Annotated in this window: 16 protein-coding genes; 6 read left to right on the forward strand and 10 right to left on the reverse strand. The window is 69.0% G+C overall.

Going from position 1 to position 16,661, the window contains the following annotated elements; all coding sequences use genetic code 11:
- On the reverse strand, positions 1–974 hold a 974-nt coding region (gene moaA / locus Q4F04_RS09735; protein WP_303369635.1), incomplete at its 3' end, for a GTP 3',8-cyclase MoaA.
- 154 nt (positions 975–1,128) lie between these two features.
- Between moaA and Q4F04_RS09740 the strand changes: the two genes are divergently transcribed.
- The gene (locus Q4F04_RS09740; protein ID WP_303369636.1) at positions 1,129–1,605 is read left to right on the forward strand and encodes a hypothetical protein; all 477 of its coding nucleotides are present in this window, start codon (positions 1,129–1,131) and stop codon (positions 1,603–1,605) included.
- Positions 1,606–1,618: 13 nt separating this feature from the next.
- Here Q4F04_RS09740 and Q4F04_RS09745 read toward each other — a convergent pair whose 3' ends face one another.
- From Q4F04_RS09745 to Q4F04_RS09785, 9 genes are all read right to left on the reverse strand, one after another.
- The gene (locus tag Q4F04_RS09745; RefSeq protein ID WP_303369637.1) at positions 1,619–1,981 is read right to left on the reverse strand and encodes a hypothetical protein; all 363 of its coding nucleotides are present in this window, start codon (positions 1,979–1,981) and stop codon (positions 1,619–1,621) included.
- Entirely contained in the window at positions 1,978–3,144 is a 1,167-nt protein-coding gene (locus tag Q4F04_RS09750; protein ID WP_303369638.1) for a M20 aminoacylase family protein, read from the reverse strand. The genes Q4F04_RS09745 and Q4F04_RS09750 overlap by 4 nt, the downstream gene beginning before the upstream one ends.
- A 134-nt stretch (positions 3,145–3,278) precedes the next feature.
- Positions 3,279–3,932 carry a thiamine diphosphokinase gene (locus Q4F04_RS09755; RefSeq protein ID WP_303369639.1) on the reverse strand — a complete coding sequence of 218 codons (654 nt, stop codon included), beginning with the start codon at positions 3,930–3,932 and terminating at the stop codon, positions 3,279–3,281.
- Positions 3,929–4,141, reverse strand: coding sequence for a DUF2842 domain-containing protein (locus Q4F04_RS09760; RefSeq protein ID WP_303369640.1), 213 nt, complete (start codon positions 4,139–4,141; stop codon positions 3,929–3,931). Before Q4F04_RS09760 ends, Q4F04_RS09755 begins: the two co-directional genes overlap by 4 nt.
- Positions 4,138–4,773: an NAD(P)H-dependent oxidoreductase gene (locus tag Q4F04_RS09765; protein ID WP_303369641.1), complete on the reverse strand. Its 636-nt coding sequence runs from the start codon at positions 4,771–4,773 to the stop codon at positions 4,138–4,140. The genes Q4F04_RS09760 and Q4F04_RS09765 overlap by 4 nt, the downstream gene beginning before the upstream one ends.
- A gap of 3 nt (positions 4,774–4,776) precedes the next feature.
- Entirely contained in the window at positions 4,777–6,069 is a 1,293-nt protein-coding gene (locus Q4F04_RS09770; protein ID WP_303369642.1) for an adenylosuccinate synthase, read from the reverse strand.
- Positions 6,070–6,388: 319 nt separating this feature from the next.
- Complete coding sequence (locus Q4F04_RS09775) at positions 6,389–7,630, reverse strand: glycerate kinase (protein WP_303369643.1); 1,242 nt, start codon at positions 7,628–7,630, stop codon at positions 6,389–6,391.
- 17 nt (positions 7,631–7,647) lie between these two features.
- Positions 7,648–8,622 (reverse strand): CoA ester lyase, encoded by a 975-nt coding sequence (locus Q4F04_RS09780; protein WP_303369644.1) that lies wholly within the window; start codon positions 8,620–8,622, stop codon positions 7,648–7,650.
- Between the two features lie 127 nt (positions 8,623–8,749).
- Positions 8,750–9,388 (reverse strand): response regulator transcription factor, encoded by a 639-nt coding sequence (locus Q4F04_RS09785; protein WP_303369645.1) that lies wholly within the window; start codon positions 9,386–9,388, stop codon positions 8,750–8,752.
- Between the two features lie 177 nt (positions 9,389–9,565).
- Between Q4F04_RS09785 and Q4F04_RS09790 the strand changes: the two genes are divergently transcribed.
- Genes Q4F04_RS09790 through Q4F04_RS09810 form a run of 5 tightly spaced genes read left to right on the forward strand, consistent with a single transcriptional unit; the run spans position 9,566 to position 16,561 of the window.
- Positions 9,566–10,813, forward strand: a complete 1,248-nt coding sequence (locus Q4F04_RS09790) for an aminotransferase class V-fold PLP-dependent enzyme (RefSeq protein ID WP_303369646.1) — start codon at positions 9,566–9,568, stop codon at positions 10,811–10,813.
- A 28-nt stretch (positions 10,814–10,841) separates the two neighbouring features.
- The gene (locus Q4F04_RS09795; protein WP_303369647.1) at positions 10,842–12,038 is read left to right on the forward strand and encodes a malate--CoA ligase subunit beta; all 1,197 of its coding nucleotides are present in this window, start codon (positions 10,842–10,844) and stop codon (positions 12,036–12,038) included.
- Positions 12,038–12,919 carry a succinate--CoA ligase subunit alpha gene (sucD, locus tag Q4F04_RS09800; RefSeq protein ID WP_303369648.1) on the forward strand — a complete coding sequence of 294 codons (882 nt, stop codon included), beginning with the start codon at positions 12,038–12,040 and terminating at the stop codon, positions 12,917–12,919. The genes Q4F04_RS09795 and sucD overlap by 1 nt, the downstream gene beginning before the upstream one ends.
- Positions 12,920–12,932: 13 nt before the next feature.
- Entirely contained in the window at positions 12,933–13,904 is a 972-nt protein-coding gene (locus tag Q4F04_RS09805) for a D-glycerate dehydrogenase (RefSeq protein WP_303369649.1), read from the forward strand.
- Positions 13,904–16,561 carry a phosphoenolpyruvate carboxylase gene (locus tag Q4F04_RS09810; protein ID WP_303369650.1) on the forward strand — a complete coding sequence of 886 codons (2,658 nt, stop codon included), beginning with the start codon at positions 13,904–13,906 and terminating at the stop codon, positions 16,559–16,561. The genes Q4F04_RS09805 and Q4F04_RS09810 overlap by 1 nt, the downstream gene beginning before the upstream one ends.
- The last annotated feature ends 100 nt before the right edge of the window (positions 16,562–16,661 follow it).

Consider the following 16,661-nt stretch of genomic DNA (forward strand, 5'->3'; position numbering starts at 1 on the left):
GTCACCTGGCCGCCCACGCCGCGGGAATAGTCGAAGTCGTGGCCCTTGGGCTTGCGGGCGATGGCGGCGCGGATGGCGTCCTTCAGCATCTCGTCGCCCTCGCTGGCGCGCAGGGGTCCGCGCAGGTCGGCGCGGTCCTCCTGGCCCAAACACATGTAAAGCTCGCCCGTGCAGGTGACGCGCACGCGGTTGCAGCTTTCGCAGAAGTTATGCGTGAGCGGCGTGATGAAGCCGATCTTCTGGCCGGTTTCCTCAAGCCGCACATAGCGGGCGGGGCCACCGGTGCGTTCCGCCAGAGGGGTCAGGGTGAAGCGGGTTTCCAGCCTGCGCCGCAGGTCGCTGAGGGGCCAGTACTGGTCCAGACGGGTTTCCTCGCCCATGTCGCCCATCGGCATGACCTCGATGAAGGTCAGGTCGTGGCCCTGTTCGCCGCACCAGTCGATCAGCGGGAACAGTTCGTCCTCGTTGAAGCCCTTGAGGGCCACCGTGTTGATCTTGATGCGCAATCCGGCGGCCTTGGCGGCACTGATCCCGTCCATGACCTGCGGCAGGCGGCCCCAGCGGGTGATCGCGGCGAACTTGTCGGGGTCCAGCGTGTCCAGCGAGACGTTGATGCGGCGCACCCCGCAACCGGCCAGTTCATCCGCGAAACGGGCAAGCTGGCTGCCGTTGGTCGTCAGGGTCAGTTCGTCCAGGCCCTGCCCCAGCCGGTCCGACATGACGTGGAAGAAGGACATGATGTTGCGCCGCACCAGAGGCTCGCCCCCGGTGATCCGCAGCTTGCGCACGCCGAGGTCGATGAAGGCGCCCGCCAGGCGCTCCAGTTCCTCCAGCGTCAGCAGCTCGGCTTTCGGCAGGAACTGCATGTGCTCGGCCATGCAATAGGTGCAGCGGAAATCGCATCGGTCGGTGACCGACACCCGCAGATAGGTGATCGGGCGGGCGAAGGGGTCGATCAGGGGCGCGGCAGACATGAGGGCTACATAGGACCGTGGCACCGGCGGCACAAGGATGGCGGCTTGCCGCCGGGTTGCGCGCGGGGCGTGGACAGGGGGGCGGCGGGCAGCGCAAAATCGCGGTCACAACCCATGCACAGGTGATGCACGGTTCATGCACAAGGGATACGACATGACGATCCGCCCCATTCTTTGCTCTGCCGCGCTGGTTCTGGCGCTGGCCGGTTGCGACATGATGTCCGACCTGCGGCCAGGGGCCCCTCCGCGGACCCCGGCGGCGACGGTCAGCGCCGCGCCCGCGGCCGGGTCGCTGCAGCGGCCGGCAGGCTCGCAGCCGGTGGCGCAGCTTGACGCCTCGGCGGCCGAGAAGGCGGCGGCCACGCAGCCGAGTGCGGCGGGCGGGCGGCTCGGCACCACCATCGCCTCGCTGGGGGATGCGACCGAGGGCGGGTTCTGGATCAAGACGCCGCTGGTCAGCGCACCCGGCAAGGGCCGGATCGTGGACGCGGCCTCGGGGCGGTCGGTGAACGTGGACCTGATCCCCCTGCCCGGCCCGGCCTCGGCCGGCAGCCAGGTGTCGCTGCCGGCGCTGACGACGCTGGGCGCGGACCTGACCGACCTGCCCGAGCTTGAGGTTTATCGAAGCTGAGGCGGGCGCGGGGTCACGACCAGTCGGCGCGGCGGGCCTCGACCCAAGCGCGCCCGGCATCGCCGCCCCAGAGCAGCCAGGCGATATAGCCCGTCGAGGGGTTCGCGGCGTCGTCCCAGCGCCCCCGCCCGCGCAGGTAGGCGAAGCGGGCGAACCAAGCCGCGATCACCCGCATCTCGCGGGCTGAATGGGGGCGAAGGGCGGCCAAGGTGGCGGCGCGGGCAAGGCCGACTTCGGTGCCGCCGCGTCCATGGCGGCGGCGCAGGGCAAGGCCCTGCCGTGCGGCAAGACCGACCTCGGGCGGCGGGACGAAGCCCGCGCCCAGACCCAGCAGGTCAAGCTGGGCCGCAAGCTGCGGCGGCAGGGCCTGCGTCACGCGGCGGGCATCCGCGCCTCGATCATGCCGGCATACCAGCTTGAACCCGCCGGGATGGCCTCGTCGTTGAAGTCATAGGCCGGGTGGTGGAGCATCGCCGTGTCGCCGTTGCCCGTGAAGATATAGGCGCCGGGGCGTTCCAGCAGCATGTAGCTGAAATCCTCGCCCGCCATCATGGGCATGATGTCCAAGTCGACCTCGCCCGCGACCTGCCGGGCGACCTCGGCCGCATGGGCGGTGGCCTGCGGATCGTTCACCGTCACCGGATAGCCGCGCTGGTAGTCCACCTCGGCCGAGCCGCCCATCGCCGCGGCCACGCCGGTGGCGATGCTGTGCAGCCGTTCCTCGACCAGATCACGGACGGCGGGATCAAGGCTGCGGGCCGTGCCGCGCAGGCGGACGGTCTGGGGGATGATGTTATGGGCACGGCTGCTCGTCTCGACCACGCAGACCGAGACCACGGCGCTGTGCAGCGGATCGACGTTGCGCGAAACGATGGATTGCAGCGCCACGATCACCTGCGCGGCCATCAAGGTCGTGTCCACGCCGTCATGGGGGCGGGCCGCGTGGCCGCCCTTGCCGGTCAGCAGGATCTCGAAGGTGTCGGCGGCGGCCATCATCGCGCCGTCGCGGATGGCGAACTGGCCGGCGGGCAGGCCGGGCAGGTTGTGCATGGCGTAAAACTCCTGGATGCCCCAGCGGTCCACCAGCCCGTCCTGCACCATCGCCTGACCGCCGCCGCCGGCTTCCTCGGCGGGCTGGAAGATCACCACGGCGGTGCCGTCGAAGTTGCGCGTCTCGGCCAGGTATTTCGCCGCCCCGAGCAGCATGGCCGTATGCCCGTCATGACCGCAGGCATGCATGACGCCCGGCGTCTTCGAGGCGTATCCGGCCCCCGTCGCCTCGGTGATCGGCAGGGCGTCCATGTCGGCGCGCAGCCCGATGACGCGGGCGCTGCTGTCGCTGCGGCCCCTGATGACGCCGACCACGCCGGTGCGGCCCACGCCTTCCGTCACCTCGTCGACGCCGAAGCCGCGCAGCAGTTCGGCCACGCGGGCGGCGGTGCGATGGACGTCGTAGTCCAGTTCCGGGTTCTCGTGGAAGTCCCGCCGCCAGGCGGTGATCTCGGGGTGAAGCTCGGCAAAGCGGTTCTTGACGGGCATGGTTGTCTCCTTCGCGGCGGTGGCAGGGTGGCATGGCGCGCGGGCAAGGGGAAGATGCGGCGCAGCCGTGAGGGGCGCTGCCCCTCGGCCCGTTCCGGGCCTCACCCCGGGATATTTCGACGAAGAAGAAATGCTCAGGCGGCGACGATGGCCCGGATGGCGACGGCGGCATGTTCGCGGGGCAGGATCACGAGGCAGGGGCCGTCGAGCGCCAGTTCGACGAGGCCGGCCGTCTCGTTCGAGGTGCCGGTGCGCCGGGCGGGGTCGAGCGTCAGGCCGTCGATGGGCCAGCGCAGGCCACGGCTGGTGCCGGTGACGGGGCCGAGCGGGTAAAGGGACAACCGGGTGCCCGGCGGCAGGTCCAGCGCCAGCCGGGCGGGCGCGGCGAAGATCGCGTCCTCGCCCCCCAGCAGCAGGCAGGGGCGCGGCACTTGGACAAGCGTGGTCAGGCAGGCCAGCAGGTGATCGGTGCGCGGGCCGGTGAAGCCCACCGCCACGACGAAGGGCGCGACGATGCGCGTCAGGCATTTCTGGAAATCGGTCGTTTCCTGTTCGGGGACATGGTGCAGCCGGTCGGGCGGGATGGCCGCGCGGGCGGCATCCGAGATCGAATCGAGATCGCCGATCACCGCCTGCGGCATGAGGCCATCCGCCAGCGCCCGGTCGGCGCCGCTGTCCGCCGCCGCGAGCGCGGGGGCCAGCGCCAGCACCTGGGCCAGATCCTCGGCCGTCACCGCGCCGCCGCCGATCAGGGTGACGCCGGCGGCCGAGGCGAGAAGCGGGGTCATTCCCCCCGGCCGACGCCCCGGAAGACGCGGCGGAAGGGCAGGACCCAGGCAAAGGCGAGGAAGATATAGACCGGCACCTCGGCCCAGATCGGCATCCGGCCGAAGCGGGCGTCCAGCCAGTTGATGAAGGTCACGGCGATGACGATCCAGGCCGGCATCCAGACCAGCAGCAGCACCAGCGACCAGCGTTTGCGTTGCTGCAGGTTCATGTGTCGCGTTCCTGCGCCTTGGCCGCGATGCGGCGGGCGGTGGGGCGGCGGCGCAGCCGCAGGGCGGTGGCGGCCGCGCCATGCAGGCGGCAGCGCCAGCGGGGCATGTTGCGTTCGGCCTCGCCCTCGCGGACGCGGCCGAGGTAGATCCGGCGGATGGGCGCCAGGCCGCAGTAGCCAAGCACCTGCCAGCCCATCCGCGCGCCCAGCGGGTCGCGCATGATAATCCGGTAAAGCAGCGGCGGCGTGTCCATCGTCACGATCATATCGACGGAACGGCCCGACAGCATCGGATCGGGCAACAGCGCCCCCTCGGCCACCGTGAACGCCTTGGCGGGAAGGATCAGCCGATCCCACAGGCCCTTGAGCCGGGCCGGTTCCGCCCCCCACCACAGGGGAAAGCCCAGCACGATATGGTCGGCGGCCAGCATCGCCTGCCACAGCAGGTGCAGGTCGGGTTCCCATTCCTGGATCGTCTCGTAGCCGCGCCGCAGGTTTGGGTCGAAGTCGAGATCGCGGACGGCCAGCCGCGCGACGCGGGTGCCGGGGGAAAGTCCCTCCTCATAGGCGTCCAGCAGCGACTGGGTCAGCCGGTCGCTGTCGGGATGGCCGTCGAGGATCAGGACGCGCATGGATCAGTCGGCGAAGGGGTCGGTGACAAGGATGGTGTCCTCGCGTTCGGGGCTTGTCGACAGCAACGCGACGGGGCACTGGATCAGTTCCTCGATCCGGCGGACATACTTGATCGCCGCGGCGGGCAGGTCGGCCCAGGACCGCGCGCCTTCGGTCGATTCCGACCAGCCCTCGATTTCCTCGTAGACCGGCTGGGCGCGGGCCTGCAGGGCGGCGGCGGTCGGCAGGTAGTCGTAATGCTCGCCGTCCACGGTGTAGCCGGTGCAGATCTTCAGCGTCTCGAAGCCGTCCAGCACGTCCAGCTTGGTCAGGGCGATGCCGTTCACGCCGGAAATCGCGCAGGTCTGGCGCACCAGCGCCGCATCGAACCAGCCGCAGCGGCGCTTGCGGCCGGTGACGGTGCCGAACTCATGCCCGCGCTCGCCCAGCCGCTGGCCGATCTCGTCGGTCAGTTCCGTCGGGAAGGGGCCGGAGCCGACGCGGGTGGTGTAGGCTTTCACGATCCCCAGCACGTAACCGATCGCGCCCGGCCCCATGCCGGTGCCGCTGGCCGCCGCCCCCGACATGGTGGTCGAGGAGGTGACATAGGGATAGGTGCCGAAGTCGATGTCCAGAAGCGCGCCCTGCGCGCCTTCGAACAGGATGCGCTTGCCGGATTTCCGGGCGTCGGCCATGATCTTCCAGACCGGCTGGGCATAGGGCAGCAGCTTCGGCGCGATCTCCATGAGCTTCGCCTTCAGCTCGGCGCGGTCGATGGGCTCGGCGCCGAGGCCTTGGCGCAGCGGGTCGTGGTGCGCCAGCAGGCGGTCGAGGCGCTGGTCCAGCGTTTCCTCGTCGGAAAGGTCGGCCAGGCGGATCGTCCGGCGGCCGACCTTGTCCTCATAGGCCGGGCCGATGCCGCGGCCGGTGGTGCCGATCTTCGAGGCGCCCGCGGCTTCCTCGCGCAGTTTGTCGAGGTCCTGGTGCAGCGGCAGGATCAGCGGCGTGTTTTCCGCGATCATCAGGTTCTCGGTGGAAATGGCGACGCCCTGCCCCGCCAGCTTGTCGATTTCCGCAAACAGCGCCCAGGGGTCCAGCACGACGCCGTTGCCGATGACGGCCAGCTTGTTCTTGCGGACGATCCCCGAGGGCAGCAGCGACAGCTTGAAGACCTCGTTGCCGATGACCAGCGTGTGGCCCGCGTTGTGGCCGCCCTGGAAGCGGGCGATCACGTCGGCGCGCTCGGACAGCCAGTCGACGATCTTGCCCTTGCCCTCGTCGCCCCACTGGGCGCCGACCACCACCACATTTGCCATGAATAAACCCCTTTGACGGTCCGCGCGGGGTATAGCCCCGATGACAGCGCCATGAAAGCCGCTATCCGCCCAAAGCCCCTGCGGGGCCGGTCTTGGTGGGAAGAATAGCCGGGGCGAGAGAATTCGGACTGACAGCCTGCGGCGCTCGGAGACTGTGTGAAACCCTGAACCTGCCTGGCGGTTCTTCAAGCCGTCATCCGGCGCAAGGTCGTCAGGTCAACAGCTTGGAAGCGGTTTGCAAACCGGATTTCAGCCTCGAAGACCCTTTGCCGCCCGTCTCTCATGACCTGTGCCAGCCATACCGCGGCATGGGACAGCATCAGGCCAGCAGCAGCACCTGGACGTCGGCGACGTTGGTGCCGGTCGCGCCGGCGATCAGCAGGTCGCCCGCAGCCCTCAGGGCCGCGTGGCTGTCGTTGTTGGCCAGCAGGGCCGCGGCATCCCGGCCTGCGGTCCCGATCCGCCCCAGGGTGCCGCCATCGACCAGCCCGCCCGCGGCATCGGTCGGGCCATCCCGGCCGTCGGTCCCGCCGCTGAGAAAGACCCAGGGACGCCACCAGTCACGCCCCAGCATGGCCAGCCGCAGCGCCAGTTCCTGGTTGCGCCCGCCGCGCCCTGTTCCCCGCAGCGTGACCGTGGTCTCGCCGCCGAAGACAAGGACTTCGGGGCGGCCGGGGGCGGCCTGCGCGGCGGCCTGCGCGATCCGCGCGGCGGCCTTGCCCACGTCGCCGGTCAGGCGGTCGCTGACGATGCGGGCCTGCCATCCCTGCGGGACCGCGTCGCGGATGGCGGCAAGCGAGATCTCGTTGCTGCCGATCAGGTGATTCTCTGCCGGAGGCGCGAGGGGGAACTGATTTCCCTCTTTCAGAAGTGCCGTCACCGCGGGTGGCAGCCGGTCCAGAAGTCCCTTCCGGGCCAGCAGCGCCAGCGCATCCTCGGGCGTGCCGAGCGGAGCGACGGTCGGGCCGCTGGCGATGGCGCCGAGGTCGTTGCCGATCACGTCCGACAGGATCAGCGCCCGCACCGGGGCCGGGGCGGCATGGCGCAGGAAGCCGCCGCCCTTGAGGTCGGAGAGTTGCTGGCGGATCAGGTTGACCTGCACGATGTCCAGCCCGCTGGCCAGAAGCAGCCGGTTCACCTGCTGCTTGTCGGCCAGCGTCAGGGGCGGGCGCGGCGCGGGCACCAGCGCCGAGCCGCCGCCCGAGATCAGCGCATAGACCCGGTCCTGCGCCCCTGCCCCGTCCAGCAGCGCGATGATTTCCTGCCCGGCGCGCAGCCCGGCCTCGTCCGGCTCGGGGTGGCTGGCGGTCAGGACGCGGGCGCCGGGAATGTCCCGGCCATTGCCGTCATGCGTGACCGCCAGCGCCTCGGCCGGGCCGGGGACATGGCCCATCGCCTCGGCCAGCATGGCGGGGGCGGCCTTGCCGATGGCGATCAGGATGTTGCGGCCCCCCGCCGGAAGTTCGGCGGGGGGGTGCTTGTCGAAATGCCGGCGCACGGCCAGGGCGGGATCGGCCGCGCGAACGGCCTCGTCGTAAAGCTTTCGTGCCAGGGCGCGCATCTCGGCAATCCCCGGTGTCATGCAGCGATCTGCCGGGCCTTCTGGACCAGCACCTCGGCCTGACGGATCGAGGCATAGTCGATCAGCCGCCCGTCCAGCGAGACGGCGCCCTTGCCCGCGGCCTCGGCCTCGGCCATGGCGGCGAGGATCTTCTGGGCGCGCTCGACCTCGGCGTCGGACGGGCTCATCACCTCGTTGGCCAGCGCGATCTGGCTGGGATGGATCGCCCACTTCCCCTCGCAGCCCAGCACGGCGGCGCGGTAGGCGGCGGCCTTGTAGCCCTCGGGGTCCGAAAAGTCGCCAAAGGGGCCGTCGATCGGGCGCAAGCCATTGGCGCGGGCGGCGACAACCATCCGCGACAGCGCGTAATGCCACATGTCGCCCCAATGGACCTGACGGTCGCCATCCGCGTCCTTGTCGGTCAGGACCGAGTAGTTCTCGTTCACGCCGCCGATGATGGTGGTGCGGGCGCGGGTGCTGGCGGCATAGTCGGCCACGCCGAAATGCAGGCTTTCGTTGCGCTTCGAGGCCGCGGCGATCTCGCTGATGTTCTGCATGCCCAGCGCGGTCTCGATGATGTGCTCGAAGCCGATGCGCTTCTTGTAGCCTTTGGCGTCCTCGACCTGCGTGACCAGCATGTCCACGGCATAGACGTCGGCGGCGGTGCCGACCTTGGGGATCATGATGAGGTCCAGCCGCTCGCCCGCCTGTTCGACGACATCGACCACGTCGCGATACATGTAATGCGTATCGAGCCCGTTGATTCGCAGCGACATGGTCTTCTTGCCCCAGTCGATCTCGTTCAGGGCCTTGATGATGTTCTTGCGCGCCTGCGCCTTCTCATCCGGCGCCACCGCGTCCTCGAGGTCGAGGAAGACCACGTCCGCTTCGGAGGCGGCGGCCTTTTCGAACATCGCGGGCTGGCTGCCCGGCACGGCGAGTTCGCTGCGGTTCAGGCGGGCGGGGGCCTGTTCGATGGGATGGAAGCTCATGGCTCATGCTCCTGCTGATTGTCGGGGGATGGGCGCAGGAAGGGCGGAATATTGTTTCCTGTCAATCAACAAAACTTACGGAAAGTTACGCCAATGGTCGTATGCGCGCTTGGACCTGCCCTGCAACTCACGGGTTTTGCTTCTGTTTGCTGGAATAGTAATAGGCGATCGCCTGCGCCCTGCTGCGGACCGAAAGCTTGTCGTAAAGGTTCGACAGGTGGAACTTGACGGTGTTGGCCGAGATTCCAAGCTCTTTCGCCAGCTCGCGGTTCGTCAGCCCCCGCGACAGGGCTTCCAGCATGTCGGCTTCGCGCCGCGACAGGCTCTGCAGCAGGTTGTTCTGCAGGTCGCGCACGTCGAGATAGGGGAAGACCATCTTGCCCTGCGCCACCGCAAGGCAGGTGTCGAGCAGCGTCCCGACCGCGCCGCTGCGCGGCACGAAGCCCGCAGCCCCGGCGGCCAGCGCGCCCAGATGCGCCTCGCTCGCCTGGTCGCCATAGACGACGATCCGGGGGGCGGACGGCTCGTCGCGCAACCGTTCCATCAGCCGCGCCCCGCCCATGGCGGGCAGGTTCCATTCGATGATGCCCACCTGCGCCGGAATCCGCGTCGCGGTGGCCAGAAACCCCTCGGCCGTGGCCGAGGTGGTCAGCAGCGAGAACCGGGCGTCGCGCTCGAAGACCTCGGACAGGGCCGACAACACCAGCGGGTTGCTGTCGGCAAGGATGATCGAGATCGCGCGTTCCGAACTTTCGACAGTGCGCATGATGAATCCTTGATCCTGAAAGGCTATGATCACGGGACCGTGACGCCCGCCCCTGCCCGTTCGGGTGGGAAATGGCCCACCCATTTAGATACCTGACTGCAACATAATCTTACGTTGTGGGAAGGGTCCAGAACGTCTTTCCTGATGAGCAAGAAATGTTCACCTGAAGGAAAGATCATGGCCGAAGTCGCAATCTTCCCGCAACTCGAGATCCCGGACACCATCGCGGCGGGACCGGGGCCCGGCAACACCGATGCGCGCGTGCTGAAACGCTTTGCCAGCGCGGGGATGGCCGATCACATGCAGGCCGATGTCCTGCGCGGCATGATCGAATCCAAGCTGATGCTGCGCGAGGTGATGGGCACGGCGAATATCCATACCTTCGGCGTGGCCGGCACCGGGTGGAGCGGGCTCGACTGCCTGTTCAGCGCGGTGATGCCGGGCGACAAGGTGGTGGTCTTCGCCAACGGCACGTTTTCCGGCATCGACGGGCTGACCCTGCGGATGAAGGCCGCGACGGCCGAGGAACTGGCGGCCAATCCGATGGACCCGCAGCCGGCTTCGGTCCAGATCGTGGCCGTGCCCCATGGCCAGTCCGTGACCGCCGAGACCGTCGAGGCCGCGCTGGCCGAACACAAGCCGAAATGGGCCGCCATGGCGCATTGGGAAACCGGCTCGGGCCGGATCAACGACCTGCGCGGCTTTTCGGACGCCTGCGAGAAGCATGGCGTGATGGGGCTGATCGACGCGGTCTCGTCCCTTGGCGTCGAGGATTTCCGCATCGACGACTATCCCGGCGTGGCCGGCTGGGCCTCCTGCCCGCAGAAGGGCATCTGCTGCCTGCCGCTGACCTATGCGCCGGTGTCCTTCACCGACCGCTACATCGACAACCTGCGCCGGACCGGCTGCCGGACCTTCGTGCATCACCCGATCCTCGAGGCGCGGCACTGGGGCATCATCGACGGCCGCGACGTGGAAAAGGGCACCTATCACCGGACCCACAGCGCCTATGCGGTCGCGGCCTTCCACGAGGCGCTGCGCATCACCTTGCAGCAGACCGTGGCCGGGCGCGCCCGCGCCTATGCCTTCCACGAGGCCGCGCTGCGCGACGCGGTCGAGGCGATGGGCTGCAAGGTCACGTCCAACATGACCTCGCTGGTGGTGCTGAACCTGCCCGAGAAGCTGGCGGGGCGCGAGGCGGAACTGGTGCAGGCCTGCCGCGCCGCGGGCTTCGGCATCTGGCCCACGCTGTCCGAGCCGGTGCAGGTCCGCATCGGCATCCTGAACCTGCTGAACCAGAATGCCATCACCGACATCGTGACGCGCTTTGCCGCGGCCATGCGGAAGATGGGCGCCGACATCGACATGGGCCGGGTCAACGACCGTCTCGAACAGCATTACCAGGCGATGGTCGCGGCCGAATAACGGCGCCACAAGGGGGAGGAGACCCAGGATGGACATCCATGAATACCAGGCCAAGGAGATCCTGCGCGACTTCGGCGTGGGCATCCCGCAGGGCGCCCTAGCCTACAGCCCCGAGCAGGCGACCTACCGCGCCCGCGAGATGGGCGGCGACCGCTGGGTGGTGAAGGCGCAGGTCCATGCCGGCGGGCGCGGCAAGGCGGGGGGCGTCAAGCTCTGCGGCAGCGACACCGAGATCCAGGAGGTGACCGAGGCCATGTTCGGCCAGAAGCTGGTCACCCACCAGACCGGACCCGAGGGAAAGGGCATCTACCGCGTCTATGTCGAGGCCGCCGTCCCGATCGCGCGGGAAATCTACCTCGGCTTCGTCCTGGACCGCGCCAGCCAGCGGGTGATGATCGTCGCCAGCGCCGAGGGCGGGATGGAGATCGAGGACATCTCGGCCCAGCGCCCCGACAGCATCGTGCGCGCCACGGTGGAACCCGCCGTCGGCCTGCAGGAATTCCAGTGCCGCGAGATCGCCTTCGCGCTGGGGATCAAGCCCGCGCTGGTCCCGCAGATGGTCCGCACGCTTCTGGGCTGCTACCGCGCCTTCCGCGACCTCGACGCCACCATGGTCGAGGTGAACCCGCTGGTCGTCACCTCGGACGACCGCATCCTGGCGCTGGACGCCAAGATGACCTTCGACACCAACGCCCTGTTCCGCCATCCCCAGATCTCGGAACTGCGGGACAAGTCGCAGGAGGACCCGCGCGAATCCCGCGCCGCCGACCGCGGCCTGTCCTATGTGGGCTTGGACGGCAACATCGGCTGCATCGTCAACGGCGCGGGTCTGGCGATGGCGACGATGGACACGATCAAGCTGGCGGGGGGCGAGCCTGCGAACTTCCTCGACATCGGCGGCGGCGCCACGCCCGAGCGGGTGGCCAAGGCCTTCCGGCTGGTGATGTCGGACAGGAACGTGCAGGCGATCCTGGTCAACATCTTCGCCGGCATCAACCGCTGCGACTGGGTGGCCGAGGGGGTCGTCCGCGCCCTGCGCGACGAGCCGGTGGACGTGCCCGTGGTGGTCCGGCTGGCCGGCACCAACGTCAAGGAAGGCCAGCAGATCCTGGCGCAAAGCGGGTTGCCGCTGATCCGCGCCACCACCCTGATGGAAGCCGCCGAGCGCGCCGTGATGGCCTGGCGCGCCGATACCCACCGCAACCCCAAGCTGAAGGCCGTGTGATGAGCATTCTTCTCGATCGCGAAACCCGTGTGCTCGTCCAGGGCATCACCGGCAAGATGGCCCGCTTCCACACCCGCGAGATGCTGGACTACGGCACCAATGTCGTGGGCGGGGTGGTGCCCGGCAAGGGCGGCGAGACCGCCGAGGGCGTGCCGGTCTTCAACAGCATGAAGGAAGCGGTGGCCGAGACCGGCGCGGATGCGACGCTGGTCTTCGTTCCCCCGCCCGCCGCCGCCGACAGCATCATGGAGGCCGCGGACGCGGGCATCCGCTACTGCGTCTGCATCACCGACGGCATCCCCGCGCAGGACATGATCCGGGTCAAGCGCTACATGTACCGCTATCCCAAGGAACGGCGCATGATCCTGACCGGCCCCAACTGCGCGGGCACGATCAGCCCCGGCAAGGCCATGCTGGGGATCATGCCGGGCCATATCTACCTGCCCGGCCATGTCGGCATCGTCGGGCGGTCGGGCACGCTGGGCTACGAGGCGGCGTCCCAGCTCAAGGAACTGGGGATCGGCGTCTCGACCAGCGTGGGGATCGGGGGCGATCCGATCAACGGCTCGTCCTTCCGCGACGTGATCGAGCATTTCGAGAATGACGACGACACCCACGCCATCTGCCTGATCGGCGAGATCGGCGGCCCGCAGGAAGCCGAGGCCGCGGAATACATCCGCGACCATGTCAGCAAGCCGGTCATCGCCTATGTCGCGGGCCTGACCGCGCCCAAGGGCCGGACCATGGGCCATGCGGGGGCGATCATCTCGGCCTTCGGCGAAAGCGCGTCCGAGAAGGTGGAAATCCTGGCGGCGGCCGGGGTGACGATGGCCGAGAACCCGGCCGTGATCGGGGCGACCATCGCCCGCGTCCTGCAGTAGAAAGGGCAAGACCATGGCAAGACCCCGAGTCCTCGTCACCCGCCGCTGGCCCGCAGCGGTCGAGGCGCGCCTGTCGGACATCTTCGACGTCCGGTTGAACACCGCCGACAGGCCCCTGACGCCCACGGATTTCCGGGCGGCGATCCGGGAATATGACGCGATCCTGCCGACGGTGACGGACAGGATCGGCGCGCCCGCGCTGGAATGCGACAGGCCGCAGACGCGCATCCTGGCGAATTACGGCGTAGGCTACAGCCACATCGACCTGAACCGCGTGGGCCAGCACGGCATCGTCGTCACCAACACCCCCGACGTGCTGAGCGAATGCACGGCCGACCTGGCGATGACGCTGCTGCTGATGGTCGCCCGCCGCGCGGGCGAGGGCGAGCGCGAGATCCGCGAGGGCCGCTGGACCGGCTGGCGGCCGACGCATCTGGTCGGCACCAAGGTGTCGGGCAAGACGCTGGGGATCGTGGGCTATGGCCGCATCGGCCAGGAAATGGCCCGCCGCGCCCATCACGGCTTCGGGATGAAGATCCTCGCCTACAACCGCAGCCCGGTCGCGCCCGAGGTGCTGGCCCGGTGCGACGCGACCCAGGTGGACAGCATCGACGAGCTGATGCCGATGTGCGACTTCGTCTCGCTGCATTGCCCCGGCGGGGCGCAGAACCGCCACCTCATCAACTCGGCCCGGCTGGCGCTGATGCGGCCCGGCGCCTTCCTGATCAACACCGCGCGGGGCGAGGTGATCGACGAATCCGCCCTGCTGCACGCGCTGTGGTTCGAGACGATCGGCGGCGCGGCGCTGGATGTCTTCGACGGAGAGCCGGACATCAACCCGCAACTGGTGGCCTCGGACCGGCTGGTGATGCTGCCGCACCTGGGCAGCGCCACGCGCGAGGCGCGCGAGGCCATGGGCTTCCGCGTCATCGACAACCTGCAGGACTTCTTCGCAGGGCGCGAACCGCGCGACCGGGTGAACTGATGCGGGCGGCGATGGTCGGCATGGCGCAGCCCGAGGATGCCGGCACCGGCTATGCCGACCGGCTGCGCGCCGAACTGGAGGGGCTGTGGCGCAATGTCATCGCCCGCCGCGCCCCCCAGGTCCTGCCCATGCTGCTGGGCGAGGACGGGAACCTGCCGGCGGGCGCGGACATGACCGCCTGGCTGCAGGGGCTGGACATCTGGTTCCAGCTTCTGCGCATCATCGACGAGAATGCGGCGACCCGCGGCCGGCGGGTGGTCGAAACGAACGAAGGCCCCGCCGCCGTCGCGGGCAGCTTTGCCCGCGTGCTGGCCGCCGCGCCCGAGATGGCGCCGGACAGTTTCCGGCGGGTCACCCGCCGGCTTTGTGTCGGGCCGACCCTGACCGCGCATCCGACCGAGGCCAAGCGCGTCACCGTGCTGGAAATCCACCGCCGCATCTACCGGGCGCTGGTGAACCTTGAAACCGACCGCTGGACCCCGCGCGAAAGGGAAGGGCTGCTGTCGGCCATCGAAGGCGAGATCGACCTGCTCTGGCTGACCGGCGAATTGCGCCGTCAGCGCCCCACGCCGCTGGACGAGATCGAATGGGGCCTGCAGTTCTTCCGCGACAGCCTGTTCGACGCCGCGCCCAACGTGCTGCGGCGGTTCCAGGAGGCGGTGGCCCCGCGCCTCGGCCCCGAGGAGCACGGGGTTCCGCTGCTGCGCTTTCATTCCTGGATCGGCGGCGATCGCGACGGCAACCCCCATGTCACCGCCGAGACGACGGGCATTGCCCTTGCCGCCGGAAAGAAGGCGATCATCGCCCATTACATGCAGGGCCTGACACTGGCGGTGCGGCGCCTGAGCATCAGCAGCGAGATTTCCGCCCTGCCGCAGGACGCCCGCGAGCTGCTGCAATCGGTGATCGAGGCCGCCCCCCTGCCCGACGAGGCCCGCCGCCGCAATCCCGGCGAACTTTTCCGCCAGGCCATGAGCGCGATCCAGCACCGCATCACCGCCACGGCCGAGGACGGACCCGGCGCCTATCGCCATGTCCGCGACTTCATCGCCGAGCTTCGCAAGGTCGAGACGGCCCTTGCCGGCATCGGGGCCGAGCGGCTGGGCCACCTGCTGGTGCGCCCGCTGCGCTGGCAGGCCGAGGTCTTCGGCTTCCGCACGGTGACGCTGGACGTGCGGCAGAACTCGTCGGTGACGACGCGGGCGCTGGCCGCGATCTGGTCGCAGGCCGGCCCCGCGCCGGAATACGGCACCGCCGAATGGTCGCGCCGGCTGCGGGCCGAACTGGGGCAGGCCGACCTGCCCGAGCCTGACCCCGGCTTTCTGGGCGATGAGGCGGCCGAACTTCTAACGCTGCTGCGGCTGATGCACCGGATGCGCTTCGGGGCCGATCCGCTGGCGGTGGGACCCTTCATCCTGTCGATGACGCGATCCTGCGACGACCTGCTGGGCGTGTTCCTGCTGGCCCGCTATGCCGGCTTCGGGACCGAGCGGCTGGACCTGCAGGTCGTGCCGCTGTTCGAGACCATCGCCGACCTGCGCGCCGCGCCCCAGATCCTCGACGAACTGCTGCGCGTCCCCCTGGCCCGCCGCAGCCTCGCGGCCGAGCACCGGGTCGAGATCATGCTGGGCTATTCCGACAGCAACAAGGACGGGGGCTTCGTCTGCTCGACGTGGGAACTGGAAAAGGCGCAGCGCAGCATCGCCCGGACGCTGGCGCGCCACGGGCTGGCCCCGACCTTCTTCCACGGGCGGGGCGGCTCGGTCAGCCGCGGGGGGGCGCCGACGGAACGCGCCATCGCCGCCCAGCCGCAGGGCACGATCGACGGCCAGTTGCGCACCACCGAACAGGGCGAGGTCGTGTCGTCGAAATTCGCCAATCGCGGCACGGCGGAATACCAGCTTGAACTGCTGGCATCATCCGTGATGGCGCAATCGCTGAAGACCGCGCCCGAGCCCGTCCGGCCCGAGTTCCACGACACGCTGGAAGCCCTGTCGGACATGTCCTTCACCGCCTACCGGGCGCTGCTGCACCGCCCCGGCTTCATCAGCTATTTCACCCAAGCCAGCCCGGTCGAGGAACTGGCGCTGCTGAAGATTGGCTCGCGCCCGCCCCGGCGTTTCGGCGCCGCCAGCCTTGACGACCTGCGGGCGATCCCCTGGGTCTTCGCCTGGTCGCAGAACCGGCATCTCATCACCGGCTGGTATGGCTTTGGCTCGGCCATCGACACCTTCCGCCGCTTTCACCGCGACGAGGGCGACGTGCTTCTGCGCCGGATGTTCCAGCAGTCCCGCATCTTCCGCCTGATCGTGGACGAGGTCGAGAAATCGCTGTTCCATGCGGACATGGGGATCGCCGCGAGATATGCGGCGCTGGTGTCGGATGCGGCGGTCAGGCAGGATATTCTGGACCGGATCACGCAGGAATACGACCGCAGTTGCGCGGCCGTGGCCTTCCTGAACGCGGGTCTCGATGTTGGCGGGCGCTTCACCAACATGGCGGCGCGGTTCGGCCATGTGCGCGCCGACCTGGACCGGGTCCATGACCTGCAGGTCAGGCTGTTGCGCGACAACCGCGAGCGGGCCGATACGAAGAATTCCATCGCGCTGATGCAGACGATGAACTGCATCTCGACCGCGCTTGGCTGGACCGGATAGCCGACAAGGAGACAAGGCATGAACCAACACCCGTTCCGATCGGGCTTCTTCACCGAGACGCTTTCCACGCGCGATCCTGCGATCTTCGACGCGATCCGGG

It is taken from the genome of Paracoccus sp. (in: a-proteobacteria) (genome assembly GCF_030536915.1).
GTDB lineage: Bacteria > Pseudomonadota > Alphaproteobacteria > Rhodobacterales > Rhodobacteraceae > Paracoccus.